Raw genomic sequence first — 25,449 nt, forward strand, 5'->3', positions numbered from 1 at the left:
CCTGCAATCGATGAAAAACCCCTTACTCCTGACCGCGCTACTCGTTGCCCTGCTTCTGCCAGCTGCGGAAAAGGCCGGTGCTCAGCAAATTCCGGTTAACTACGACGAAGCAAAGGTTCCCCCGTATACGCTGCCCGACCTGTTAACCACCAAAAGCGGTCGGCAAATCACCTCTCGGAAACAGTGGGAAAGTCACCGGCCGGAGCTGATCCGCCTATTTTCGGAACACGTATACGGCAAAATGCCCACACAGCCGGTCAGGTTGCGCTACGAAACCACCTCGGTAGACCTGAATGCGCTAAATGGCACCGCCATCCGGAAGCAGATCTCTGTGTTTTTTGCCGACTATCCGCAACTGCCGCCCATGAACATCCTGCTGTACGTGCCTAAGGGGACTACGCAGCCGGTGCCGGTATTTGTGAGCATGAATTTTCAGGGCAACCACTCCGTCAGCACCGATCCTGGCATTACGCTTTCTACCCGCTGGTTACCCAATTTAGGAGCGGGCAAGGTGGTTAACCACCAGGCTACCGAGGCCGCCCGTGGTATGCAGGACCGGCGCTGGCCGGTTCCGATGATTCTGGCGCGGGGCTATGCCCTGGCTACGGTGTACTACGGTGATGTGGAACCCGACCATCCGGACGGCTGGAAAACCGGTATCCGGTCGGTGCTCAGCCCACCGGCCGGCCCAGACTCCTGGGGGGCCATTGGTGCCTGGGCCTGGGGCATGAGCCGGATGCTGGATTACCTGGAAACCGACCCGGCCGTAAACGCCAGGAAAGCGGTGCTGGTGGGGCATTCCCGCATTGGCAAGGCAACGCTTTGGGCGGGCGCATTGGACTCGCGGTTTGCGGCTGTAGTGTCTAACGACTCCGGAGAAGGGGGAACGGCACTGGCCCGCCGGTGGTACGGCGAAACCATCGAGCACCTGAACACCCAGTTTCCCTACTGGTTTTGTCCCCAATACAAAGCCTATAATAAAAACCCGAACGCTTTGCCCGTCGACCAGCACCAGTTGCTGGCCCTGATTGCACCCCGTCCGCTTTACGTAGCCAGCGCCGTAGAGGACCAGTGGGCCGACCCGAAAGGCGAGTTCCTGGGAGCCAAAGCGACCGAACCGGTCTATCAGCTTTACAGCAAAACCGGCTTAGGCATGTCTGAACACCCGGCGGTTAATCAGCCCGTTGGCCAGACGGTGCGGTATCACATGCGCACCGGCGTTCACGACGTCACCAACTACGACTGGGAGCAGTACCTGAAATTTGCCGACGAACTGGTGAAGTAATACAAGCTGGAGTTTCAAAAAACCAAATTATCAATCAGCCGCACCTGGCCCAACTGGGCTGCCAGACAAATGGCAGTCTGGCCGGGAGCCTGCTGCTCAGCCACGGGGCGGAGCGTATCGGCGTTCACTACGTCTACGTATTCCAGCCGGAATTCGGGGCGGTTTACGAACAAATTGGTCACGGCAGCTTTGGCCTGGACGGTGCTGTGCCCTTCGCTCATCAGCTCACGGGCTAGCGACAGCGCTTTAAATAAGGTGGTTGCCTGCTGCCGCTCATCGGGGGAGAGCAGGCGGTTGCGTGACGACATGGCCAGGCCGTCGGCTTCGCGCACGGTATCGCAGCGGATCAGGCTGATCGGAAAACTGAGGTCGCGGATAAGCCGGCGCACAACGGCCACCTGCTGGAGGTCTTTCTGACCAAAGTAGGCAACATCCGGTTGCACCATATGGAACAGCTTGGCCACCACAATGCCTACCCCGTTGAAATGGCCGGGCCGGAAAGCGCCTTCCATGCTTGTTTCGAGTTCACCAAACTGTAGCCGTAGTGTAGGCTGCTCCAGATACATCTCATCTACCGAGGGGGCAAATACCACATCGCAGCCGGCGGCTTCCAGGAGTCGGCAGTCGTCGTCCAGGGTGCGCGGGTAGCGGGCCAGATCCTCGGGGTTATTAAACTGGGTGGGATTCACAAAAATACTGCACACAACCAGGTCATGAGAGACCTGGTTCTTAGCGACCGGGTCATGCGTAAGCTCGGCCGGACCCGATGCGGGGTGGGGTAGCCGGTCACCCTGCCGGGCAGCTTCAATCAGGGATAAATGGCCATCGTGCAGGGCGCCCATGGTCGGTACCAGACCGATGCGCCGGCCGGCTTGGCGGGTAGTCTGGAGGTACTGGCGCAGGGCAAAAATGGTATCAAAACGTTCCATTGGTGGTAAGTGGGTATCCGGCTGCAATACTACGGCAATATTGGCGCATCCGCAGTCGCTGGTCGGCGATTTACCCCCTAAACCGCGATTTTTTGGACATTTTCTATTGAAATGCCATAAAAATTTTGTTAATTTTGCAAGTTTTTAAGGTAGAGTCGTCCAATCTTATGCCTTCCGTAAGTATATGAGCAAACTTCGCATTCTTTACGTAGCCAGTGAAATCAATCCCTTCCTCAAGACCTCAGACGTTGCCGATTTTGTGCGCAAGCTGCCGCAGGCCATGCAGGAGCGGGGGATGGAAATTCGCATCCTGGTGCCCCGTTTCGGCCTGATCAACGAGCGCAAAAACCGCCTGCACGAAGTGGTCCGGCTTTCCGGCATTAACATTGCCGTGGGTGATGAGGAAAAGCCGCTGGTGATTAAAGTCGCATCGATCCCCAATGCCAAATTACAGGTTTATTTTATCGACAATGAAGACTATTTCCAGCGGAAGTACGTTTTCTTTGACAAAGAGAATCGTTTTTATGCAGATAACGACGAGCGGGCAATTTTCTTCTGCAAAGGGGTGCTGGAGACCGTTAAAAAACTTGGCTGGTCGCCAGACATCGTGCATTGCAATGATTGGATGACGGCGCTGATTCCGCTCTACCTGAAAACGACCTACAAAAACGATCCCATGTTTAAGGATACCAAATCGGTATTCACGATTCATAATAACGCCTTTTCGCACCGGTTCGACAGTGACCTGATCGAGAAGGCAAAGATGCTGGATATTGATGACGAGATGCTGGCCCATCTGAAAACGGCTGATTACGAGGGCTTTATCCGGATTGGTGGTGCCTACGCCGATGCCGTCGTAAAAGCTGAAGAAGAAACCAGCCAGAGTCTGAACGATATTTTGAATGACATTCCCGACCATAAAATTGACATTACCGAAGAAGATGAAGCGTTTGCCGAACAGTATTACAACCTGTACACGCAACTGGCCGGCTAAACATAGCATCGGATTACCCGCCGTGCTGGTGGGCTCGCTGGCGTTCCTGACGGCCTGTGAGGAACCGAAGGAAATTGGCTTACCGCCCACCACGCCGGTGGGCGTTTATTATACCGATACGCTGACCATCAGCCGGTCGACCGTCCTGCTCGATTCGGTCCGCAGCAACGGCACCGGTACCCTGCTGATGGGGCGGTACACCGACCCGGTGTTCGGCAGAATACAGGCCACGGGCTTTTCGCAGTTGGTTCCGGCCACTCAGTTTGTGGTTCAGGATGCCAACAAGAATAATATCCCCGACGCTCAGCTCGTTTACGATTCGACCCGGCTGGTGCTGACGTATAATTTTGTGTATGGCGATACGCTGAAAACGCAGGAACTGGCGGTTCACCGGCTGACGGAGGAGATCAGCCGTACCAAAAGCTACGACATCCGGAGCAGCGCAGCCTACGATCCGCAGCCGCTGACCCGCTTTCAGTTTACGCCTACGCCGGTGAAGCAGCGGACGCAGCGGCTGAGCCTGCCGGCTACGTTCGGGCGCGAATTGCTGGCCCTGGCCAATAAAGACGCCGGTAAGGTTGACTCGCTCTTTCAGAAGCAGTTTAAAGGCCTTGCTCTGGTGCCGGGGCCGAATAACAGCGCCATGCTGGGACACCTCGTTGATGGATCGTCGGCTGTCCTGCTTTATTTTCATAAGGAAGGTGATACAACCAGTACAGTGCAGGCCTTTTCGCTGGGAGCCGGTGTAGGGCGTTTCAATCAGGTGCGGGCCGACCGTAGCGGAACGCCTTTGGCGGGCCTGCGGCCAGGGCAGAGCCTGCCGGCCAGCGCTACTGGCGGGCAGACCTTTGTGCAGCCCGGAACGGGTGTTACCACCAAACTGGAGTTTCCAACGCTGCTGAACCTGAGACAACAGGGCCGGATTGCCATTAACCGGGCCGACTTGATTATTACGCCGAAACAGCCCGATAACAGTTCGTTTTATTTACCGCCCTATCTGGGCCTGGCCGAAGTAAACGAACAGAATCAGATTTTGCGGTCGTCGCCCAGCGGCTTTGTGCAGTTTGTTACCTCAGCCTCATCGCTTTTCGACCGCAGCGAACAGGCGTGGGTCAATCCGCAGATTGCTACGTACGATTCGCGGACGCGGGTATACAGTGCCACCGAAGGTGGTGTCCGAACGCAATCTATCCTGTTGGGTGGTTACCTGCAGTCTATTCTGTCCGGCCTGACGCCTAATCGCGGATTGGTTATTCAAACGCCCAGCAATACGGCCTTGTTCAGTACATCGGGCGGTCTGGCCAACCTGACGCAGTTCTACCTCAATGATCGGTTGTGGCGCATGGTTCTGGACGGATCAGCCAGTGTACGCCTGGTTGTCTTTTACACCTACTCCAATTAGCAAAAGGCCCGCCGGATTGACCATCAACCGGCGGGCCTTATACTTTTCCCTTGCCTTCATCGGTGCTGTAGATAAGTTTTATGGCTTCCGGCTGCCTTTCCTGCGGGGAACGGTGCAAAAAATTGTTAATCTTGTATTGTAAGAACATAGCTGTCAGGGCGTTCGTCCCGGACAGATTATCAAAACCAAATTTCTCCGTATGTGCGGTATTGTTGCATATGTCGGGCATCGCGAGGCCTGCCCGCTGGTACTGAAGGGACTGAAACGACTCGAATACCGGGGCTACGATAGCGCTGGTGTAGCCCTGCTGAATGGCGAAGGACTAAAGGTCTATAAAAAGAAAGGGAAGGTTGTTGATCTGGAAAAAGAGCTGAACGGCAAAGAGTTGACCGCTACCATTGGTATGGGGCACACCCGCTGGGCTACCCACGGAGAACCTAACGACGTAAATGCGCACCCGCACTACGCCTTTAACCGGAAGCTGGCCATCATCCACAACGGCATTATCGAAAATTACGCGACGCTGAAAGAAAACCTGATCCGCAAGGGGCATGAGTTTCGCAGCCAAACGGATTCTGAGGTGCTGATTCAATTTATCGAAGAAATCCAGAAGCATACCTGCTGCTCGCTGGAAGAAGCCGTCCGGCAAGCGTTGCAGGAGGTGGTTGGCGCCTACGCCATCGTGATTATGTCGGAAGACGATCCGACCCAACTGATTGCCGCCCGTAAGGGGAGTCCGCTGGTGATTGGCATTGGGGAGGGTGAGTTCTTTATGGCCTCGGATGCGACGCCCATTATTGAGTATACTAAAGACGTGGTTTACCTGAACGACTACGAAGTGGCCGTCATTAAAAATGGTGAACTGAAGGTTACAACCCTCGACAATACGCAGACAACGCCTTACATCCAGAAAGTAGAGCTGGAACTGGAGGCTATTGAAAAAGGCGGTTTTGACCACTTCATGCTCAAAGAGATCTTTGAGCAGCCGCGCTCCATTGCCGACAGTATGCGCGGCCGGGTGAAAGCTGACGCAGGCCACCTGGTGCTGGGCGGCCTGCGCGACTACCTCGACCAACTGGCGTCTTCTCAGCGAATTGTCATTGTTGGATGCGGTACGTCCTGGCATGCCGGTCTGGTGGCGGAGTATATTTTTGAGGAACTGGCCCGCATTCCGGTGGAGGTAGAATACGCATCGGAGTTTCGGTACCGGAACCCGATCATTGCTGAACGCGACGTGGTGATCGCCATTTCGCAATCGGGTGAAACGGCCGATACATTGGCTGCTATTGAGCTGGCCAAATCCAAAGGCGCTACCATTTTTGGGGTCTGCAACGTGGTAGGCTCGTCTATTGCGCGGGCTACCCATGCCGGGGCCTATACCCATGCCGGTCCGGAAATTGGGGTGGCCAGTACAAAGGCGTTTACCGCGCAGGTAACCGTACTGACGCTGATGGCGCTGGCGGCCGCCAAACGTAAAGGTACCATTTCAGACACCCTGTTCCGGCAGTTGCTGGCCGAACTGGAAGCCTTGCCGGCTAAAGTGGAAAAGGTGCTGGAAGGGGCCGAGCGCATCAAAGAAATTGCGTATATCTTTACCTATGCCCGCAACTTCATTTACCTGGGGCGTGGTCTGAATTTCCCCGTTGCGCTGGAAGGGGCGCTGAAACTGAAAGAAATCTCCTACATCCACGCAGAAGGCTACCCGGCTGCCGAGATGAAGCACGGGCCGATTGCGCTCATCGACGAAGATATGCCGGTGGTATTCATTGCCACCAAAGATAGTTCGTACGAGAAAGTGGTGTCCAATATTCAGGAGGTAAAAGCCCGCAAAGGCCGCGTAATTGCCATTGCCACTGAAGGCGAAACGCAGTTGCAGAACATGGTGGACTTTGTGATCGAGATTCCGAAAGTTCACGACATTCTGATGCCGCTCATATCCGTAATTCCGCTGCAATTGCTGGCCTACTACGTGGCCGTGATGCGCGGCCGCAACGTCGACCAGCCGCGTAACCTGGCGAAATCAGTAACGGTAGAGTAGGACACTGCCCAGGTATATAACGTAACGAGCCGGAGAATTTCTCCGGCTTTTTTTGTGGGCTCAGGCAACGCTTCATGAATAATCGGCATTATTGTCATTGAAACGGCTTACCAGCAGCAGATATGGATCAGCAACTCATCGAACAGTGCCGGCGGGGTAACGCATTTGCCCAGAAACGGCTGTTCGATCGATACGCCAACCGGCTGTACCGGGTCTGCCTGCGCTACGTCCGGCATGAGCCCGAAGCCGAAGAGGTGCTGATGAACGGCTTTCTGAACGCATTCCGGGCCATCGGCGACTTTTCGTACCGCGACGAAGCCGGTCTGGAAGCGTGGCTCAGGCGGATTATGGTCAACGCAGCTCTCCAGCATTTGCGGGCTAACCGCAGCCTGCCCGCCTTTCATACGGAAGAAGCTATGGCAACCGAACCGGATAACGCCCCGCTGCCCGACAGCCAGTTGAATGCCGAAGCCATTATGGAGTTGGTGCGGCAGCTGCCGACCGGTTACCGAACCGTTTTTAATCTGTACGTGCTGGAGGGGTATAGCCACCGCGAAATTGCCGGGCAGCTGAGTATCAGCGAAAATACATCCAAATCTCAGCTTAGTAAAGCAAGGGCACTCTTACAGCAACTTTTGGTGAAACAGGACCATGAAGCAAAGCAGCGAAGATATTGACCCGCTTGTCAGGCAGGCGTTTCAGTCACTGCCCGATACACCTCCGCCCGGATCATCTTTCGATTCACAACGGCTGTGGAGCCAGCTCAACCACGAACTGCATCCGGCCAAGCCCGCCCGTCGACTTGCCGGCTGGTGGTGGATGGCCGGTATGCTCTTTCTGCTGGCCGGTTTAGGCTGGTATATTGGCACGGGACCATCGCCCGGTAATGAGAACGGGACGGCAGTGGTTCAGCAAGGACCGAAACAGCCCAGCGTTTCTGTAGGCGCTACATCAGGTGGTATTGAAGAAGCGCGTCCGGTAGGCAGGAACAGCGTTTCTGCACCAGCCCCCAGCCTGCACCCAAAGCCCCTGACTGCGCAGCACCCGCCGGCAACTACCCGGCAACGAGTGGAGGCAGTAGCTATCCGAACGCCGGAGTCGCCTTCACCGGAAAACCCTGCACCCATACCGGCTCAGGAATTGGTAGCTACACGGGAACCAGGGTCTGATTTAACATCACCCGGCGTTGAACCGAAACCGGTTGCCAGAACGTTAGCAAAAGCTGCGAAGCCGCGTTTTCGCGTTGTGCATATTAATGAATGGCAGACGGAAGAAGATGTAAAAACCAGTCTGCGCCGTAACGAAGGGCTGGTCCGCTTAGGTACCGGCGGCCATTCGGCTGACCGACCGGAAAGTCCACAACTACAAATTTCCATTTCCCAACGCATTAAATAACCAACCATATGAACCGACCTGTTCTGATTACCTGGCTCCTGATGAGCTGGGCCGGCACCGCCATGACTCAATCGACGGATTCGCACCTGCAGCACGACCAGAGCCGAACCACCCGGACATTCTACGGCTGGAGCCGCCTGGAGATTGATGTAGGCCGGCGGAATACAATGATCATCGGCTTTGATACCTATTCCCAGCTATTGACCCACCAGAACGTCGATTCGGTGCTGCGCCTGTTTGTTGCCGATTACGGCCGGGTTGCTGACACGGCCCAGGACCCTACCCAGGCGGTTCACGCCTTTTTCCGGATAGCCAGAACGGACCACACCCTGGATCTGCGGCATTATCCACCTGTGCGTACCTCCTTCCGCTTCAGTGCTAATTCGGAACCGGTATTGCTGAAAACCCGGCAGGATACACTGGATATTGCCTGGAGTTCGACCGGTTCTATTGTGTCGCCAGACCCTAATGCCTATCCGTTCCACGTCTATTTACTGGTTAATAGGCTGGCTGATATTGAGCAACTGCTGCGGGAGGGAGGTGTTAACAGTCAGATACAAAAAGTGCTGGAGGCAATTCGTACGTACCAGGCGCACAAACTGACCCATCCGGGTTTTTCGTACGATTTGCTGTACCGAAATGGACAGCCGAAGGTCATGCATCCGGGGCTGGCCAAAAGCCCTTTCCTGAGTATTCAGCCAAATATTGGTGTAGGATTGATTCGCAGTCTGTGGGTGCCGTCGCTGGCCCTGGATCTTCAGTTTATTCCCAATCGATTCCAAAATGTTGGCTACTCTGTCGGCTATTTGTCCAACTTTTTTTTTCAGCCGGGGGCAGATGGGGGCTTTCGGGTCCAACGTAACGACTTTCTGAACATTGGCGTAGCTTTTTACGCTTTCGACGGGTTACGCCGTACCTCCACGTTCAGCCGGGTGTTGGGCAGTATCAACGTAGGCATACCGGTCTATCGGCAGGGTAACTACTTCGACAAGCGTACCTTCCGCTTCAGCGGCACCATCTTCCAGAAAAGCTTCATCAAAGTGCAACCGGAGATTTACATGCAGGGCTTCTTCAAAAAGGTGTATCCCGGCGTACGGATTGGAATAGGTCTGTAACCTGACATTATTCTCCCGCAATTTGAACCGGAAATGCAGTAAAAGCGGTCTGGCTGTAAGCTGGGATTAACCCTTTGCTCCTGATGAGGTCTTGACTAACTTCTTTTGTTTTCAGGAGTATTTCGAAAGAGTTCGTGAACGGAAACGGGCGAACGACTACCCGGTTCGGACTGGGCCATACGGCATGAATCTTCTGGTGGCTGGTAAAGGCGAAATGCTCGGAGTTTTTGAAGCCTTCCCTGAAGAATGGGTGTTCTTCTTCCTTGCTGGTTCCGGGCTTATTCAGGCACAGGTACAACGATAAGTTGTCGCAGAACTGCAGGAAGTCAAACTGGTAATACAGCAGGGCCTGCTGCTCTTCGTTACGGATACCCAGTTCATGCTTTAACCGATGCTGTCTGGCTTCTTCGTGCCGCAGAAAGCTGTTTTCTGCCTCAACCTGCTTATTCATGAACGAGCTATAGTGAAGGCTAACCAGCAAAGCACTATACGGATTCTCCTGTTCGAGCGTATTGATTCCGTTGGTGTACAGGACTGTTTTTAGAGCAGATGGATACTGGATAAAGGTAAAGGGCTCGCCCTGGACGTCATTCCAGAAAGGGGTTTGATCGGCTGGTATCCAGGAGTCATCATGGGCATAAACGGCCCGGATGGTATCGTTGCAATGGGGCGATGAATGGAAATACGGATCACGCCAGGTATCAGCAATTTGGCCGGAAAGGTCAGCATGATCTGGTTGCTGTACCATCCAGAACGAGCGTGAAGTTTTGCGTATTATCATTTTCTGAATACCGTATCAATAAGCGCCCGGTCCTCTGTCTATCCAGAAACGCGGAGTGAACGTACAGGTGGGCATCCCGCCGACGCGGCCAGGCCGGTGGGATACCCGCCAGTACCTTAATACTCCTGCTCCAGCGGGTGAATCATCAGTTCATCGATGACCACATGGGCGGGTTGGGAGACGATATAATACAGCGCTTCGGCCATATCGTTTTCCTTCAGCCAGTTTTGCGAGGTTTCGTGGCCTTGCCCTTTGGCGTGGAAGTGCGAATCGACCAGGCCGGAGTAAACACCACTGACCTTGATGCCATGCGGACGAACCTCTTTCCGAAGCGCACCCATAAAGGCTTCCTGCGCGTATTTGCTGGCGGTATAAAGCGAACCACCGGCAAAGGTGCGTTTGGCTACGTCGGAAGCTACCACCACAATATGCCCTTCACCCTGTGCCTTCATGGCCGGTAAGGCGGCTCTGGTCAGCAGAAAAGTGCCTTTTACGTTAGTTGCCATGAGTGCATCCCACTCCTCGACGGTCAGTTCGTCTACGTTCTTGAAAACACCATAACCGGCGTTATTGATGACTACATCAATGCGGCCGAAGCGGTCCAGGGCCGTCTGCACAACCTGCTGCATATCAGATTCATTGGCAACATCGCCCGGAACGGCTATAATACGGCCACCGGCTTCGGTTTCCAGCGTTTTTAACTCATCGGCATTCCGGGCAGTAACAACCACATTTGCCCCCTTTTCGGCTAACAGCAGTGCTGTTGCCCGGCCGATGCCGCGTGAGGCACCGGAAATTATAAATACTTTGTGCTCTACCGGCATTTTAGTTTTTGGTTTTTCGGCAAAATAAGGCAAATCTCTCGGTTGGTAGAAGGTTATACCATTACCTTTTAACCCGTAAAACTCACCATGACCAGCACCACGATGGCGATAACCACCAGTGAGCCGATGATATCCACGGCTGAGTACGTAGCCCGGTTAGCCGCTTTCTGCTCTTCGGAAAGTGAACCAAAGGTCAACCCTCGGACCTGATCCGCCGTCGGTGCCGGCGTAAGCATACTCACCGTTACGCACAAAATGACACAGAACAGGAAAAACCAGGCTGCGAAGGTCAGAAAATTAATACTGCCGAAGGTGTAGAAAAAGCTATTGGGGTCCATGGAATTGCGGCTTAGTTCCGAGACCAGCCGGACGGCCGCTACCAGCAGACCAATCAACAGGGTTGCCATAGCCCCCTGGCTGTTGATTCGCTTGAAGAAAATGCCCAGCAGGAACACCGCCGTGATGGGGGGCGCAATATACGACTGCACCGACTGCAGGTACTCGTACAACACGCCCGAAATATTCTGCATAATCGGAATCCAGGCAATGCCCAGAATCACCACGAAGCCCGTAGCCACCCGACCCACGTTTACCAGTTGCGATTCCGGCGCATCCGGCCGCAGCTTCTTGTAAATATCGACGGTAAACAGGGTAGAGCAGGAGTTGAAGATCGACGCGAGTGAACTCATTAAGGCGGCCAGCAGACCAGCGGCTACCAGCCCCCGCAAGCCGCCCGGCATTTTGTTCATCAGCAGCGTAGCAAACGCCTGATCGGGAGAGTTCCAGTCGAGTTCGCCTTTGTTTTTCAGGGCCAGGGCTACAATACCCGGCACCAGGAACAGAAAAATCGGCAACAGTTTCAGCAAACCGCCGAAGATGGTACCGCGTCGGCCCTGTTGAATGTTTCGGGCGGCCAGTACCCGCTGCACAATATACTGATCGGTACACCAGTACCAGGTGCCCACAATAGAGCTGGTCAGCACCAGTGGCAGCCACGGAAAATCAGGGTCGGTATTGGGGCGCCACATATTCATATACCCGGCGGGTAGAGCCTCCTTAACACCACTCCAGCCACCGGCCGACTGCACGCTGACGATCGTCAGCGTAGCTGCCCCGATCACCAGAATAACGGTCTGGATGGCTTCGGTATACGCTACCGCCCGCATACCGCCCAGCACCGTATAAATACCGGTTAGGATCACCGTAATCAGCGCCCCAAACCAGAAGTCGATGTGCAGCAGCGACGAGATTACGATACCACCGGCATATACCGTAACCGATACTTTGGTGAGTACATAGGCCAACAGGGAGAAGATACTCAGAAACCAGCGGGTACTGGCGTTGAACCGGCGCTCCAGGAACTCAGGCATGGTAAAAACGCCACTTCGGTAGTAAAAGGGCAGGAATACCCAGCCCAGTGTAATCACCAGCCAGGCATGCAGTTCGTAAATAAGCAGCGGAATTTTGCCGCCCGCTCCGGAGCCGGCCAGACCAACCACGTGTTCGGAACCGATGTTAGACGCAAAAATGGAGGCACCAACCACAAACCAGCCCAGATTGCGGCCGGCCAGAAAGTAATCCTCCGTATTTGATTGTTTACGGGTAACAACCCAGATAGCAACAGCAGTTAAGAGCAGAAAGTAACTTCCGATAACTACCCAGTCAAGGGTGGAAAATTGATTCATAGCAGGGGTTTTCTTTGGGCTCCGAAATTAAGCACAAAAGAATAATATGGTAGTATGTATTTCTTTGTTTATAAAGATTTGGTAAGAAAGAGGTAGCGTATAGCTACCAAACCCGACTGGCCACTACATTGATGATCACGTTGATAAGGAGCGCAAGACAAAACGACAGGGCTACCGAAAACAACGGAAGAAAAAATGCCTGTAGGAAGAAAAATGTGGTGAAACCCAGCACTCCGATGAGCAGGCCACGTAAAATCAGAATAGTGGGGCCGCTGCCCTGCAAATGATGTGTAAAAATAGCCAGAATGGACGTCATAATCGGGAAAGGGGTGAGAATGCCGCTCCAGGCTGGCCCCAGCATGTTGGCCAGCCATGTAACGGCTACAACAAATAAGGTGGCAACGAGCATCCGCAGGGGAATATCGAACGGTAAGCGACGGACAGCGATAGCAGACATGGCCGTAGCCGGAAAATACCGCAGGGCCAGCAGAGCGCTACTCACGGCGAGACCGTAGCTCACCGCCAGATTAATATTGACGAAATTGATGAGCCAGGCCACGCCCACATATACGAGGTAAGCAACAGAAACGGTTACCGGCCAGCTCATCTTCGTTGAAAGCCAGGCATAACTGTATGTAAAACATACCCAGGCGACTATGCCCGTCAGAATACCGCGAACAGACTGAACGCCGAAGCCTTTTCCCTGCTCCAGAATAAAAAACAGCAGGATGGGACCGGCTACCCAGGGTAAACTGGCAATCAGCCCGCCGACTTTATTGCCCCACCGGCGGCTCACCAGCGTAACCAGGCCAATCGCCAGGGGCATTAGGGTTACTTTGAAAAAAAGGACACTCATGGATGCAGACAAACTGTTGAATTGCCGGACAGGTGTCCGGCAATTCTTCCGCAAGATAAAAACTTACGCAAAATAGTACAGCATCCAGACCGAAGCTGCGGTGAGGAGACCGGCCCAGAAGTGGTTGTCGATCCAGACCTGGCCTATACCCGCCCGCACCGGCTGCGTGGGCTCAGGCTGCGTTCGGGCACGACGGCTGGAGAGCAGAAATAAGCTTAGTGTGGCCAGAGCGGCCCAGACAGCGACCTGTTTCGGCGATACGTCCAGACTGAAGATAATACCGATAAATACTCCCTGCACCAGCAGAAACAAGCCAATTCCCCGGAATACTTCCCCGGCATTGATGTCTACCTGCAGCTTATTGAATCCGTCAAATTGGGTGTTCGGGTAAACGGTTAAACTGAGGCCAATCAGCGTAAGCGAACTCAGCACAAACGTGATGAATACCCGATGCATGAAGTTGAGCGTTTCGCCAAAGGTGGCCGCCACCGCCGGTATCTGCGACAGAGCGCCGTTGTAAATCCACTCGGCCAGCAGACCGTACAGCGGAGCCAGGATCATGGCCGCTACGGCGGCCTGGGCGCTGGCTCGCTTCCAGAGCACCCCGATGAAAAACGCGACCATGATGCCGGGGGTGAAGTACGATAACTGTGATGATACCTTTAGGAAAAAATTATTGGAGCGGTCGGGCGTATAGGTCCATAGCGCAATAGCAATAGAGGCTACCACCATCGCTACGATGCTCAGGCGGCCAAAACGCACAATCTGGCGGTCGCTGGCCCTGGGCGTGATGTACTTTTTGTAGACATCCAGCGTCAGCAGCGTGGTGGCCGCGTTCATCATAGAGTCGACGGAGGAAAAGGTGGCAGCCGTCAGACCGGCCAGGATCATACCTGTCAGACCGACACCAGAGGGAATTACCGTCTCGACCAGTTTCAGAAAAGCCCCATCGGAGTTAAAGTCCATATTCCCAAACCGGCTGCGGAAGAGGTAATAGGCCGCTACGCCCGCCGAGATGGAGAAGAACGGAATCATCAGCTTCAGAAAACCGCTGGCGATAATGCCTTTGCGGGCATCGTCGTCGCTACTGGCGGCCAGCACGCGCTGCACCAGAAATTGATTGGTGGTGAAGTTAAAACAGTGCTGGAGCATCAGGCCGGTAAAAATACCCGTCCAGGGCAGGTTGGGGTGCGAGGCCGGCAGGTAGAGGTGCATTTTCTGCGCTTCACGCGGCATGGATGCATCCAGAGACAGCAGGCCCGCGAACCCGCCAATCTCCGGTTGTGAGAATGTGAAATACGCGACCGTAATCCCGGCCGCCAGCATCATCAGGGTCTGGATGGTGTCGGTAATTACGATGGATTCCATACCGCCCCAGATCGTGTAGCTGCAGGTGACCAGGCCAATCAGCAGCAGGCCCACTTCGTACGAAATCGCAAAATCGGAGCCGCCAAACAGCCATTGCAGCGTAATGCTGCCGACGTAAAAAGCACCTACCAACTGCACCAGAATAATCAGCACCAGCAGAATGGTGTAAATCAGCCGGGCGGCCTCGTTATACCGCACCTCCAGATATTGCGAGAGCGTAAACAGTTCCAGCCGCCGGTACGACGCCAGAAACACGAAACATAGCAGCAGCACCGCCGGAAACACCACCTCGTAATGCGCCTGCACAAAGCCAATGGAATACCCGATGCCCAGCATCCCGATCAGGTGAAACGAGCTGATATTGGTGCCGAATACCGAGCCGGCCACCGTCCACCACCGGATAGACCGGCCGGCCAGAAAATACTGTTCCGCGTTCTTTTTGCGGAGGGCCACAATCACCCCGGCTGTCGGCATAATGAGCAGCATCAGGACGAGGACGATGATGTCGATGGGTTGGAGTTGGCTGAGCACTTTTTAATGATTAATGATGAACGATGAATGAACTTGCGCCCCAGGTTAATATGGATTTAGGCGGCCATTCTTTTCTGCCTGGTTTTGGCGCTGAGTATGATACTCCGGACGAGTTTAAGCAACTCCGAAGTATCTTCATGTATGCTGCAAAACTCGTTTTCGGATAAGTAGTCGGTAGCCCGCAACAATTCCAGCCAGTACATAGTCTCATCTGCTTCTTTTTGGGCTACTCTCATTTTGTGGATAAAGTCGGCTTTGGTTTCTGCATTATCGGCTTCCCGAACATTCGCGCCAATAGAAGTGCCGGATTTCAGCAATTGCTTACTCAGCACAAACTCCTTTTTAGCAATTCTGAGGTGTTGGTAGAGTCGAACGACCCGAGCAGCAAAGCGAAAGCTCTTCTCCCGCACTACATTATCTTTTTTCATTATCGATTACGTTAGCGTCCCCGTTAATCGTTTATCATTCATCATTCATCATTAGTAACTCAATTCTCCGTACGTCAGTGGTGTTGCCGGCGTGGTGGCGGGTCGGCGGCCCTGCACGTCGGCCAGGCGGACGTTGGGGAGGTGGGGGAGAACGAGTTTGCCAAAGTATTCGGATTCTTCAATGAGCGGGTAGCCGGAGAGGATGAAGGCGCGGATGCCCATGTCCATGTAGCGGTACATCTGGGCAATAATCTGCTTCGGTGTGCCCACTAACGCGCCACCGCACCCCGAGCGGGCGCGGCCGATGCCGGTCCACAGGATAGGTTCAATGAAGCCGTCATTATCGGCGGTCTGGCGGAGTTCATCCTGGCGCAGTACGCCCAGCGAGCGGGAATCCTGGGTACGGTGTTTCAGCGCTTCTGCCTGCTGCTCGTCGAACTTAGACATCATCCGGCGGGTCCAGGCGCGGGCTTCCTCTTCCGTTTCGCGCACAACAACATGGATACGCAGACCGAAGTCGATGGTGCGTCCGTAGCGGGCAGCGCGGGCGGAAACGTCCTGCATGGTGGCGTAGAGCGACTCTTCGGGTTCGGGCCACATCAGAAACACATCGCAATGCTCGGCGCAGACCTCTTTGGCCCCATCGGCAATCCCGCCAAAGTAGAGCAGCGGTCCGCCGTTCTGCTGGTACGGCTTCACCGGGTCGGTCGACAGGCTCAGTTTACCATACACCGCTCCGTCGAACTCGATGCGGTCCTGCGTCCAGCTTTGCTTCAGGATCTGAATGGTTTCGGCGCAGCGCTTGTAACGCAGGTCAGGACTTTCTTTGTAACCCGGTAATTCGGAGTTGATGATGTTGATGGTTAGTCGCCCCTCCAGCATGTGGTCCAGCGTCGAGATAGCCCTGGCCAGCATGGGCGGGTGAAATTCGCCGGTACGAATGGCCACCAGCAGGCTAATGTTCTGGGTCATGGGCGCAATGGCCGAGGCAAACGAAATGGGCTCCTGCCCCACCACGTAGGACGTCGGCAGCAGGATGTTGTGAAAACCCAGCCGGTCGGCGGTGAGCAGAATGTCGCGGCAATGCTCCCAGTTGCTGCGCCGGTCGGGATCCAGTTGCCCCAGAAACTCGGTGTCGCCCCCGCAGAGGTCGCAAAACCAGGCAATTTCCGCTAACTGCTGCTCGGTACGTATCGTTACTGTCTGAATCGGTTCTTTTAGCATAATCTTATTTGTTACTACGTACAGTCGCCTTTTATGTAGCAATGCTTTCGTTTTTAAAGCTGTAAATACGTGCTTCGAACGGGCGTAAACGGGTGTGATTTACCTTGTCTGATACATCGTAGTTGGCAAACTCTACTATTCCGTTCGCCAGGTCGGGTATGGCAAGTTCGGTATCTTTCCGGGAAAAGTTAGCTATAACAAGCAGTGTTTGCAGCGCATATTTTCGCTCAAAGGCATACACAACCGGATCGTCAGGCAGTAGGTCCCGGTAGGAGCCATAGGTAATAGTTGGTTTATTGCCTCGCCAGCGAATCAGGTCTTTGTAATAGTTGAGTACAGACTGACGATCAACCTGCTGACTAGCCACATTAATCCGGCTGTGGTTCGGATTGACCATTAACCAGGGGTTGCCGGTGGTGAAGCCGGCATTGGGTTCATACGACCATTGCATGGGCGTTCGGGCATGATCGCGCGCAATACGATTAGCCGCTGTCAGAAACTGTTCGGCCGGATAGCGTCCTGACTCAACCAGCGTAGTATATGCGTTGCGTACCTGTACATCGTCAAATGCCTCGATGCTGTTGAACCGGCAGTTGGTCATTCCAATCTCGTCGCCCTGGTAAATCGTCGGGGTGCCGCGTAAGGAAAGCAGCACCGTGGCCAGCATGGTGGCCGACTCCCGGTGGTACCGTTCCGCATCGCCGAAACGCGACACCACACGTGGATTGTCGTGATTGCCGAAGTAGATATTCTGCCAGCCCTCGTTGCCAATGGCGGCATCCCAGTTGTCGAATACAGCCTTTAGCTCCGTAAGGGTGAACTCCGGTTGGGGTTCAGCAAAGTTAATCTCCTCGCGGGGTACGGCATGATCGAAGTGATAGATCATATTCAACTCCTGCCGGTTACGGCCGACGTATAGGTTAGCCTGTTCTGCCGATACACCGAAGCCCTCTCCAATGGTAATACACCAGGGATATTGACTGATTACCTCGCGATGCATTTCCTGCAGAAACTCATGGATGCGCGGCCCGTTGGCGTAAAGCGTCAAATCACCATAGCGGCCTTCCGGGTAATCAGGGAAGTCCGGGTCTTTGGACAAAAACGGAATCACATCCATCCGGAAGCCATCCACGCCTTTCTCCAGCCAGAACCGCATCATCCGGTACACCTCCTGCCGGAGCTTTGGGTTCTCCCAGTTCAGGTCGGGCTGTTTTTGGGTAAACAGGTGCAGGTAGTACTCGCCGGTACCCTCATCCAGCGTCCAGGCCGGACCGGAGAAAAACGAAAGCCAGTTGTTCGGCTCACGTCCATCCTTCGGTGGTCGCCAGATGTAAAAATCCCGATACGGATTGTCTTTTGACCGGCGCGCCTGCTGAAACCACGGATGTTCGTCGGAGCTGTGATTAACGACCAGATCCAGAATGAGTCGCATTCCCCTCATACGAACGCCCATCAGCAGTTCATCAAAATCGTCCATGCTGCCGAATTCAGGCTGAATGGCCCGGTAATCGGAAATATCGTAGCCGTTATCCGCATTCGGTGACCGAAAGATTGGACTTAGCCAAAGGATATTGACACCCAGGGCGCTGAGGTAATCCAGTTTCTGAATGATGCCCATCAGATCGCCCACACCGTCGCCATCACTGTCGTTAAAGCTGCGGGGGTAGATCTGATAGATAATATCTTCTTTCCAGTTGAACATACTTACCGCATTAACTCATCAAACGTCAGCGAGACGTAGTACAGGCCACCGATGCGGGCGAGGCCATAGCCCTGTGAATAATACTGGTTCAGGATGTTGGAGCCGCCCGCCTTCAGAATCGATTTGATAGCCGGTAGCCGGTACGACACCTGTGCATCGAGGGTATTCCAGGCTGGCAGCCAGATGTCGCCGGCCGTGGTGCCTTGTTCTACCCACATCTTGTCGGTCCAGCGGTAGGTTACGGCAAAACCGAGGTAGGGTGTCACGCGGGGATTGCTCAGGGTGATGTTATAGCGATTCTCCGGGGAGATAAAGAAGTTACGGCCTAACTGTGCTACCTCCGGATTGCTCATCCGGCGCTTAATCACTTCGTTTCCGGCGCGGTCTTTAATAACATTGCCACGGGCGTCGCGCAGGGTGATTAGCCCTACCTGCCGGGCGTAGTTACCGCTCAGGCTGTAGCCTTTACCCAAAACATAATCGGCACCAAATCCCCAGCCGTTCACGAAAATTTCGTTGAAGTTGTTGAAGTTGACCTGCAGCGCCCGGTAGGCGTTGGTCCGGAAGTCGGCCACCTGTCCGTTATTGGGTTGCCAGGCGTTCTGAGCTGCAATAAAGTCGGTATAAATGCTGCGGAACAGGAACGCATCGATAAATAGCCGGTTGCTCAGCAATGTCTTGTAACCCACTTCCCAGGTCTTGATTTTCTCGGTGGTAAACTCGCCCGGCCGGAACACCCGTTGCTGAAGTTGCTGCTCGGTAATGGTACCCGCTACGAACGCCTGCGCATCGGCAACCAGATAGGCCGGGTTGGTATTCAGCCCGGTAGCTTCGTAGGCCATCGGCGATCCGCCCACTTCGCCACCCTGTCCGGCGGGCGGCATTGACAGCAGTTGGTTGGGCGATGGATTCCGGAAGGCGCTCTGCCACGACCCCCGGAAGTTATGCGGCCCAACGCTCAGTACGGCCGATGCTCTGGGCGTAAAGCCGCCTTTGAAATACTGATTCTTGTCGTACCGAACTGCCACCGTCGGCTTCAGCGTAATCAGCGAAGCTAGTTTAATTTCCTTAGCTGCCTGGGCGTAGGCACCATACTCGTCAATGGTATATTCTTCAAACTGACCATTGCCCAGGTTTTTGCGCGGAAACAGCGTACCACCCGACTCCAGCCCGTAGTGGCGGTAGCTGGCCCCGGCAATCAGCTCAACTACATTCGTCAGGTTTTTGAAATTGTACATCCCTTCGTAATGCCACATGCTGGAGTTGTCGCGGAAGCGCGTACCGTTGCGGCCCAGGCTGGGAATCGCCACGTTATTCCAGGTACCGGTTACCAGGTCTTTCACCCGGTTGAAATCGGCCGAGCCTGGCAGGTAGCGGCCCTGATCGGCCCGGCTGCGGGCAAAACCAATCGGGTTAACATCCACCCCGCCAGCCTGTGCATAAGCAGCCGCAAAATCGGCAGACCATTGCGCAATCGGTTTCCAGGCATTATTAATGGCCTGCGCAGTTTGGCCAATGTTCCAGCCCTCGGCCTTCTGCTGAGTGGTATAGGCCCGCACGAAAAAATTATCCCCGCTGATTTCGGCCTTGATCTGATGACGGTTATAGTTGGGAAAATATTCACGGAAACCAGCCGTCCGGATAAAGTTGCCGTTGCCGTAGTACCAGCCCACGGTAGCCTGAATTTTGTCGGTCAGTTTGTAATACAGCGACGCATTGGCGCGGGTGTTGAAAACCTTGCCATTGTTGCCCAGAATGTCCAGCTCGGTGTAGCCGGTCCGGGTTACGAGCTGACCAGCCAGGGCCGCATTGGCAAAATTGGCCGGGTAGCGGAACGCTCCCGCCGTGTTGAAATCGTCACCGTAGATATTTACGCCGTCGTACTGGAGGTTGGTGTTTGGATTATTGTTGGGTTGGAAGTTAATTCCGGTGGCAATATTGCCCCGGCTGGCGTCGGTGGCAAAAAAGCCGGTCCGGTCGCGGTGCGAGCGGTCGCTGTAGTCGTCGGCGATGAAATCGGTACCATCCAGCCGCTGAACGTTAACTTTGAAGGCAAAGCGGTCACCCACTTGCCTGGCATAGCGAAGGGCAAAGTCCGTATACGGCTTAGGCCCAAAGCCTTCCTTACCGACGTTGTTTACCCCGACTTTCACCTGAGCGCTTAAGCCCTGGTACTCGAAGGGATTTTTGCTGCGGGTCAGCATCAGGCCCTGCAAGGCATCGGGACCGTAGAGCGCCGACGATGCACCGGGAATGATTTCGATGCTTTCGATATCCAGATCAGAGATACCCGCTACGTTGCCGAAGCCGAAGCCCAGACCCGGCGACCGGTTATCCATGCCGTCGGTCCACTGCACAAAGCGGTTGTTGTTGTTAGCCCCAAAACCCCGGATGTTCACCGATTTAAACGTCAGGCTTTGGGTGAGCAGATCAACGCCCTTCAGGTTCTGCAGCGCATCGAAAGGCGTAGCGGCCGGCGACTGCTGCAGCTGCCGGGGCCCGAGTTTTTCGACCGTAACCGAGGCTCTGGTGAGGCTTTCTTCTACCCGGCTGGCTGATACCACGACCTCATCCGCCAGCAGCGATTCTTCCCGCATTGTGAAGTTAATGGGACTGCCGGCATTGGTTACAGTCACCTCCTGGCGACCGTAGCCGACGTAGGTAGCCACCAGCGTGAGGGGCAATGCCTGCGTGGTTTGTAACGAAAAGCGGCCATCCCGGTTGGTAGCCGTCCCGACCGACCGACCCTTAATAACGACATTCACTCCCGGCAACGGCTGATTGGTCGTAGCGTCGGTGATTGTACCCGACAGGGTAATGGACTGCGCCCGGCCAACGGTAGCACAGACAACAAATAACAGGGTCAGAAGATAAAAATACAGAGTAATTCTTGTCATAGGGTGGGTTCTTTTAAAGTCGTCTACAATAATAGATTTTTCCGGTGAAGCTGACATGGCTTTGTCTAAAATTTTACAAGTAAAGTTCAAGTTTTTGACGACGAGACCTTATGGTAACCAGCAGGCTACATCAACATTACTACTAAAGTCATATAGACTATACAGAGTATTAGTATTTATAATCTATTGACTTTATAGTTTAGGCTGCCAAAAAAAGAGTAAATTGCCGCCAGTTGCAAGAGGAGGTGATTTGTCTCAAATCAAAAGCTTTATTTTCTTGATTAAATAACACCGACTCTTAGAAAGAGTAAAATCTCACCATCTGCATGAAAAAACACGTACTCATTTTGCTTACGCTGGTATTATCTACCCAGGTTCAGGCCCAAACCATTCCCGCAAAAATTGTTAACCCTCAACAACAGCTCTGGGTAGCCTATTTTAACCAGATCCGCTTCTCCAACCGTTGGGGCTTTTGGCTCGACGTCCACGCCCGCCGGACCGGCGATTTCATTGAGCGCTGGTCGACGCAGATTTTCCGGCCGGGTATTACGTACTATCTATCCGATCAGGTCCGGCTGACGGCCGGTTATGCTTATGTACTGCACTATCCGCAGACGGACGGGGTAGCAGTGCGGCCGGAGCATCGGCCCTGGCAGCAGATCAACTGGAGCGGGCGTTTTGGAAAGCTGCATACCAACCAGTGGATTCGGCTGGAGGAGCGGTATAACCGTCGAATGAACGGCAATGAACTGGGGGAGGGCTACCGGTTCAACTACCGGTTCCGGTACAACCTGACGGTTCAGGTGCCGCTGAAGGGTGACAGAATTCAGCCGGGTGTTCTTAATTTTGCCATGCAGGACGAACTACACGTCAACGCCGGTCGGCAGATTACCTACAACTACTTCGACCAGAACCGGCTGTTTATTGGCTTAGCCTATCCCTTTACGAAGTCATTTCTGGCGCAGTTCGGCTATATGAACGTGTTTGTGCAGCAGCCGGTCGGCAATGTTTTCACCAATAATCACACGATCCGGCTGTTTTTGTTCCACAACCTGGATTTCCGGCAGCCTGTCACTCCGGTCAACTAAACAGTGATGGTGTGCCAGCAACAAAAAAGAGGCAGTGTTAGCTGCCTCTTTTTTGTTGACTCTTTACCCAGCTTCCGTGGCCCGGCCTACGCTGCCCGACTACTCTGCGGGCGACGGAGGTTGTCGGCCCGCACCGGTTTGCTGGATTTGGCATCCTGTAGCACCTGCTCCGACACGGCACCAATGTGGTTGGCCCGCTTCAGCACGTATTCAAACGGCAGGTTAAAGTAGCTGGACACTTCACTGCGGAAGCTATCCGGGAACTTCGACAGCCTGGCTCCGAAGAAACTCCGCACCTCTTCTTCCGGCAGCAGCGATGCCAGCGCCACGCGCTCGGCTTCGGCCAGCAGGTCGCTACGGGACGTGTATAGGTGATCCAGACCGATAGAAGCCGTCAGAATATTCAGAAACAGATTTTTGTACATACCCGATAGTTCGGCGGGCAGAATGACCCAGCCTTGCTCCCGGAACATGGCCGAGAAGCCCGTCAGGCCCTGCTCACCGCGCAGTTCACCGGCAACCAGTTCGGCCGGGAACCGCAGGCGCTCATCATCTTTCTGCATCCGATACACCACGGCCTCCACCGGACTTTTGGTAAACAGCAGGTCGGCCGGAATCACGCGGGTACTTTCCCACTGATCGGTCAGGCGCACGAACATCGCTTCGTTGAAAGGCAGGTTTTCGGGGCTGCCCAGGCTAACCAGCATCCGCCGGTAAGCGGCCAGAAAGTCGATCTGGAGTTGGTTCGGATTATATCGCGCTCGTTTCATAGCGTATGGTAACCGGTCACCGCCCTAATGGGCTGGTTTTCCGGCAATCACCAGCAAGTTGTTTGATGAAAATAGGAAGTAAATATACCAAAAGTAAACCGGTTTTGCAAACCGTTTTACCGGCGCCACTTTAGCGTGTTCAGCATATGCACCATGTCTTTTTTGATGTACTCGATCACAGGTGCCAGGGAGTCGTTGGCGGTGGCGGTGTTGAAGTAGAGAGCTCCCCGGAGGAAGTGCGTGGTAGTGTCGGTGGTGATGAACTGGAACTGGCTGGGCACTTCGCCGGAAAGTTCAATTATGTTGGCCGTGAGGCCGGAAGGCGTTTTCATGACGCGCTCCTCAATGGCGTAGGCTTTGATGTTGTGCTTGGCGGCCAGTTTATACGAGTCGTCAAGCATGGCTTTCAGGCGCTTGGGGTCATTAAGAACGGGCTTATAAGTAAGCTGAATGCTGGCGTGATAATGAGGATAATTGATAAAAATCCAGTGTGGCTCCGACCGGGCAAAGGTATCGGGCAAGATTCTGGCGTATTTGGAGTACTCAAACTGGTAGGGATGGACCGGCGGCAGAGGCTGATAGGCATGCGCCGGCAGGTCGATGCGCGGATAGCCTTTTGGCTTGGGTACGTAATTGTCGTTGTTTGGCTGGCTACAGGCTGCTAACGTTAACGTCAGGAATGCCATAGCAGCGAATACTCTTATCACAGGCTTTCTTATGATCTCAGACATTAATTTTTAAACGAAAAGCCTGGCTATTTCGTGCCATGCTGAAGGGTGAACGCTACATCTCTGCCGATGATAAAGCAGATAGCCCCCTTATTTCCCTTGCCCCAAAAAATCCTGAATGTGGTAGCCCCCATTTTGCTTTCCGGATGGCTAATCCTCGAACAGATTGCCCAGGCCGCCCAGGATCGAGCCGCTTTCTTTGTTGGCCTGCCCACCACCCGGCGATAGGCGCTGCACCAGTTTCGAGATCGGCATCGACTGAATCCAAACCCGGCCGGTGCCTCGTAGCGTAGCCAGGAATAACCCTTCGCCCCCGAAGACCATGCTCCGCAGACTGCCTGCCCGCTGAATATCAAAGCTGATGTTGGGCTCGAAAGCTACCACGCAGCCGGTATCAACACGCAGGGTTTCATTGTTCAGTTGCCGCTCAATCACTACGCCACCGGCGTGAACAAACGCCATACCGTCGCCCTGAATCTTTTGCAGGATAAAGCCTTCTCCCCCGAAGAGACCGGAGCCGATGCGCTGGTTAAAATGAACGCTCAGGCTGGTTCCCAGGGCCGCACACAGAAAGCCGTCGCGCTGCACAATGAGCTGGTTACCGTAAATATTAGCCAGGTTAATGGGCATGACCGTACCTGGATACGGGGCTGCAAAGGCGACTTTCCGTCTGCCGTGACCCCGGTTGGTAAAGTGGGTCATAAACAGCGATTCGCCGGTTAGCAGCCGCGAGCCGGCCTGCATCAGTTTGCCCAGAAACCCCTGGCTGGGCTGGGAGCCGTCGCCCATTTTGGTTTCAAACATAATCCCGTCTTCCATAAAGAGCATGGAGCCGGCCTCGGCAATGACGGTCTCGTTAGGGTCCAGTTCAATTTCAACAATCTGGATATCCTCCCCAATAATGCGGTAATCAATTTCGTGTGAATTCATGGTGGTGGGTTTGATGGACTGGTTGATTCGTTTATTGGTTGAAGGGTTCGCTGGTTACTCGTCTTTGAAGTTTACATCATCAATGTCTTCATCATTGAAGGTGTCATCGTCTTCGTTGGTTGTTTCGGCTTCATCTTCCTGGTTTTCGCCGGCATCGTCGCGACCAATAATGTCTTTCCGGTGCCGGAGCTTTTTGTCATCGACGGTTTTGTTCAGGAACTGGTTGATTTTGTCAATCTCGAAACTGGTGGTGATTTCTCCAAACGAGTTAATCTGAATATCGAATCCTTCCAACTCCTTGTGAACTTTGGGCTTTTCGTTTTCGTCAGGGTTCGCTTTTTTCTTGCTCATGGCTTATACAGTTATTACCTATCTCTACAACCGCGAAGCCGTCTCAGAGTTAGACAGCGGGGTGAAAAACTTGTCCGGCGTTACTTAAACACAAGCAAACGCCGGACAGTCAACGCCCAACGGGATGA

Annotated in this window: 22 protein-coding genes; 8 read left to right on the forward strand and 14 right to left on the reverse strand. The window is 54.1% G+C overall.

The window, feature by feature from the left end; all coding sequences use genetic code 11:
- Positions 1–10 precede the first annotated feature (10 nt).
- Positions 11–1,285 (forward strand): glucuronyl esterase domain-containing protein, encoded by a 1,275-nt coding sequence (locus tag ABD931_RS05540; protein ID WP_345264780.1) that lies wholly within the window; start codon positions 11–13, stop codon positions 1,283–1,285.
- A gap of 14 nt (positions 1,286–1,299) precedes the next feature.
- Here the strand turns inward: ABD931_RS05540 and panC are convergent, their stop codons facing one another.
- On the reverse strand, positions 1,300–2,214 hold the full coding sequence (gene panC / locus ABD931_RS05545) for a pantoate--beta-alanine ligase (protein ID WP_345264782.1): 915 nt from the start codon (positions 2,212–2,214) through the stop codon (positions 1,300–1,302).
- A 184-nt stretch (positions 2,215–2,398) separates the two neighbouring features.
- Between panC and ABD931_RS05550 the strand changes: the two genes are divergently transcribed.
- From ABD931_RS05550 to ABD931_RS05575, 6 genes are all read left to right on the forward strand, one after another.
- Positions 2,399–3,208, forward strand: a complete 810-nt coding sequence (locus ABD931_RS05550; RefSeq protein ID WP_345264784.1) for a glycogen/starch synthase — start codon at positions 2,399–2,401, stop codon at positions 3,206–3,208.
- Positions 3,156–4,610 carry a DUF4270 family protein gene (locus ABD931_RS05555; RefSeq protein WP_345264786.1) on the forward strand — a complete coding sequence of 485 codons (1,455 nt, stop codon included), beginning with the start codon at positions 3,156–3,158 and terminating at the stop codon, positions 4,608–4,610. The genes ABD931_RS05550 and ABD931_RS05555 overlap by 53 nt, the downstream gene beginning before the upstream one ends.
- 199 nt (positions 4,611–4,809) lie before the next feature.
- Positions 4,810–6,648: a glutamine--fructose-6-phosphate transaminase (isomerizing) gene (gene glmS / locus ABD931_RS05560; RefSeq protein WP_345264788.1), complete on the forward strand. Its 1,839-nt coding sequence runs from the start codon at positions 4,810–4,812 to the stop codon at positions 6,646–6,648.
- 122 nt (positions 6,649–6,770) lie between these two features.
- Positions 6,771–7,325 carry an RNA polymerase sigma factor gene (locus ABD931_RS05565; RefSeq protein ID WP_345264790.1) on the forward strand — a complete coding sequence of 185 codons (555 nt, stop codon included), beginning with the start codon at positions 6,771–6,773 and terminating at the stop codon, positions 7,323–7,325.
- Positions 7,300–8,043, forward strand: coding sequence for a hypothetical protein (locus ABD931_RS05570; RefSeq protein ID WP_345264791.1), 744 nt, complete (start codon positions 7,300–7,302; stop codon positions 8,041–8,043). The genes ABD931_RS05565 and ABD931_RS05570 overlap by 26 nt, the downstream gene beginning before the upstream one ends.
- Positions 8,044–8,051: 8 nt before the next feature.
- Positions 8,052–9,158, forward strand: a complete 1,107-nt coding sequence (locus ABD931_RS05575; protein ID WP_345264793.1) for a hypothetical protein — start codon at positions 8,052–8,054, stop codon at positions 9,156–9,158.
- Between the two features lie 7 nt (positions 9,159–9,165).
- Here the strand turns inward: ABD931_RS05575 and ABD931_RS05580 are convergent, their stop codons facing one another.
- From ABD931_RS05580 to ABD931_RS05620, 9 genes are all read right to left on the reverse strand, one after another.
- The gene (locus ABD931_RS05580; protein WP_345264795.1) at positions 9,166–9,939 is read right to left on the reverse strand and encodes a DUF3891 family protein; all 774 of its coding nucleotides are present in this window, start codon (positions 9,937–9,939) and stop codon (positions 9,166–9,168) included.
- Positions 9,940–10,055: 116 nt separating this feature from the next.
- Complete coding sequence (locus ABD931_RS05585) at positions 10,056–10,763, reverse strand: SDR family oxidoreductase (protein ID WP_345264797.1); 708 nt, start codon at positions 10,761–10,763, stop codon at positions 10,056–10,058.
- Positions 10,764–10,831: 68 nt separating this feature from the next.
- A complete protein-coding gene (locus tag ABD931_RS05590) occupies positions 10,832–12,448 on the reverse strand; it encodes a sodium:solute symporter (protein ID WP_345264799.1) in 1,617 nt (538 codons plus the stop codon).
- Positions 12,449–12,551: 103 nt separating this feature from the next.
- Positions 12,552–13,304 (reverse strand): hypothetical protein, encoded by a 753-nt coding sequence (locus tag ABD931_RS05595; protein WP_345264801.1) that lies wholly within the window; start codon positions 13,302–13,304, stop codon positions 12,552–12,554.
- A 63-nt stretch (positions 13,305–13,367) separates the two neighbouring features.
- Positions 13,368–15,203 (reverse strand): SLC5 family protein, encoded by a 1,836-nt coding sequence (locus ABD931_RS05600; protein ID WP_345264803.1) that lies wholly within the window; start codon positions 15,201–15,203, stop codon positions 13,368–13,370.
- A 56-nt stretch (positions 15,204–15,259) separates the two neighbouring features.
- On the reverse strand, positions 15,260–15,631 hold the full coding sequence (locus tag ABD931_RS05605; protein ID WP_345264805.1) for a four helix bundle protein: 372 nt from the start codon (positions 15,629–15,631) through the stop codon (positions 15,260–15,262).
- 51 nt (positions 15,632–15,682) lie between these two features.
- The gene (locus ABD931_RS05610) at positions 15,683–16,855 is read right to left on the reverse strand and encodes an LLM class flavin-dependent oxidoreductase (protein ID WP_345264807.1); all 1,173 of its coding nucleotides are present in this window, start codon (positions 16,853–16,855) and stop codon (positions 15,683–15,685) included.
- A 31-nt stretch (positions 16,856–16,886) separates the two neighbouring features.
- The gene (locus ABD931_RS05615; protein WP_345264809.1) at positions 16,887–18,557 is read right to left on the reverse strand and encodes a glycoside hydrolase family 13 protein; all 1,671 of its coding nucleotides are present in this window, start codon (positions 18,555–18,557) and stop codon (positions 16,887–16,889) included.
- 2 nt (positions 18,558–18,559) lie between these two features.
- Positions 18,560–21,454, reverse strand: coding sequence for a TonB-dependent receptor (locus tag ABD931_RS05620; RefSeq protein ID WP_345264811.1), 2,895 nt, complete (start codon positions 21,452–21,454; stop codon positions 18,560–18,562).
- A gap of 326 nt (positions 21,455–21,780) precedes the next feature.
- Here ABD931_RS05620 and ABD931_RS05625 point away from each other — a divergent pair, with 326 nt between their 5' ends.
- Positions 21,781–22,542: a DUF2490 domain-containing protein gene (locus tag ABD931_RS05625; protein WP_345264813.1), complete on the forward strand. Its 762-nt coding sequence runs from the start codon at positions 21,781–21,783 to the stop codon at positions 22,540–22,542.
- 86 nt (positions 22,543–22,628) lie between these two features.
- On the opposite strand, the gene ABD931_RS05630 is transcribed toward ABD931_RS05625, so the two are convergent.
- The 4 genes from ABD931_RS05630 to ABD931_RS05645 form a co-directional block, all read right to left on the reverse strand.
- Positions 22,629–23,312, reverse strand: a complete 684-nt coding sequence (locus ABD931_RS05630; protein ID WP_345264815.1) for a hypothetical protein — start codon at positions 23,310–23,312, stop codon at positions 22,629–22,631.
- A gap of 116 nt (positions 23,313–23,428) precedes the next feature.
- Entirely contained in the window at positions 23,429–23,998 is a 570-nt protein-coding gene (gldD, locus tag ABD931_RS05635; RefSeq protein WP_345264816.1) for a gliding motility lipoprotein GldD, read from the reverse strand.
- 192 nt (positions 23,999–24,190) lie between these two features.
- The gene (locus ABD931_RS05640; protein WP_345264818.1) at positions 24,191–24,970 is read right to left on the reverse strand and encodes a TIGR00266 family protein; all 780 of its coding nucleotides are present in this window, start codon (positions 24,968–24,970) and stop codon (positions 24,191–24,193) included.
- A gap of 54 nt (positions 24,971–25,024) precedes the next feature.
- Complete coding sequence (locus tag ABD931_RS05645; RefSeq protein ID WP_345264820.1) at positions 25,025–25,321, reverse strand: hypothetical protein; 297 nt, start codon at positions 25,319–25,321, stop codon at positions 25,025–25,027.
- Positions 25,322–25,449: the final 128 nt, after the last annotated feature.

Source organism: Nibrella viscosa, assembly GCF_039541875.1.
GTDB lineage: Bacteria > Bacteroidota > Bacteroidia > Cytophagales > Spirosomataceae > Nibrella > Nibrella viscosa.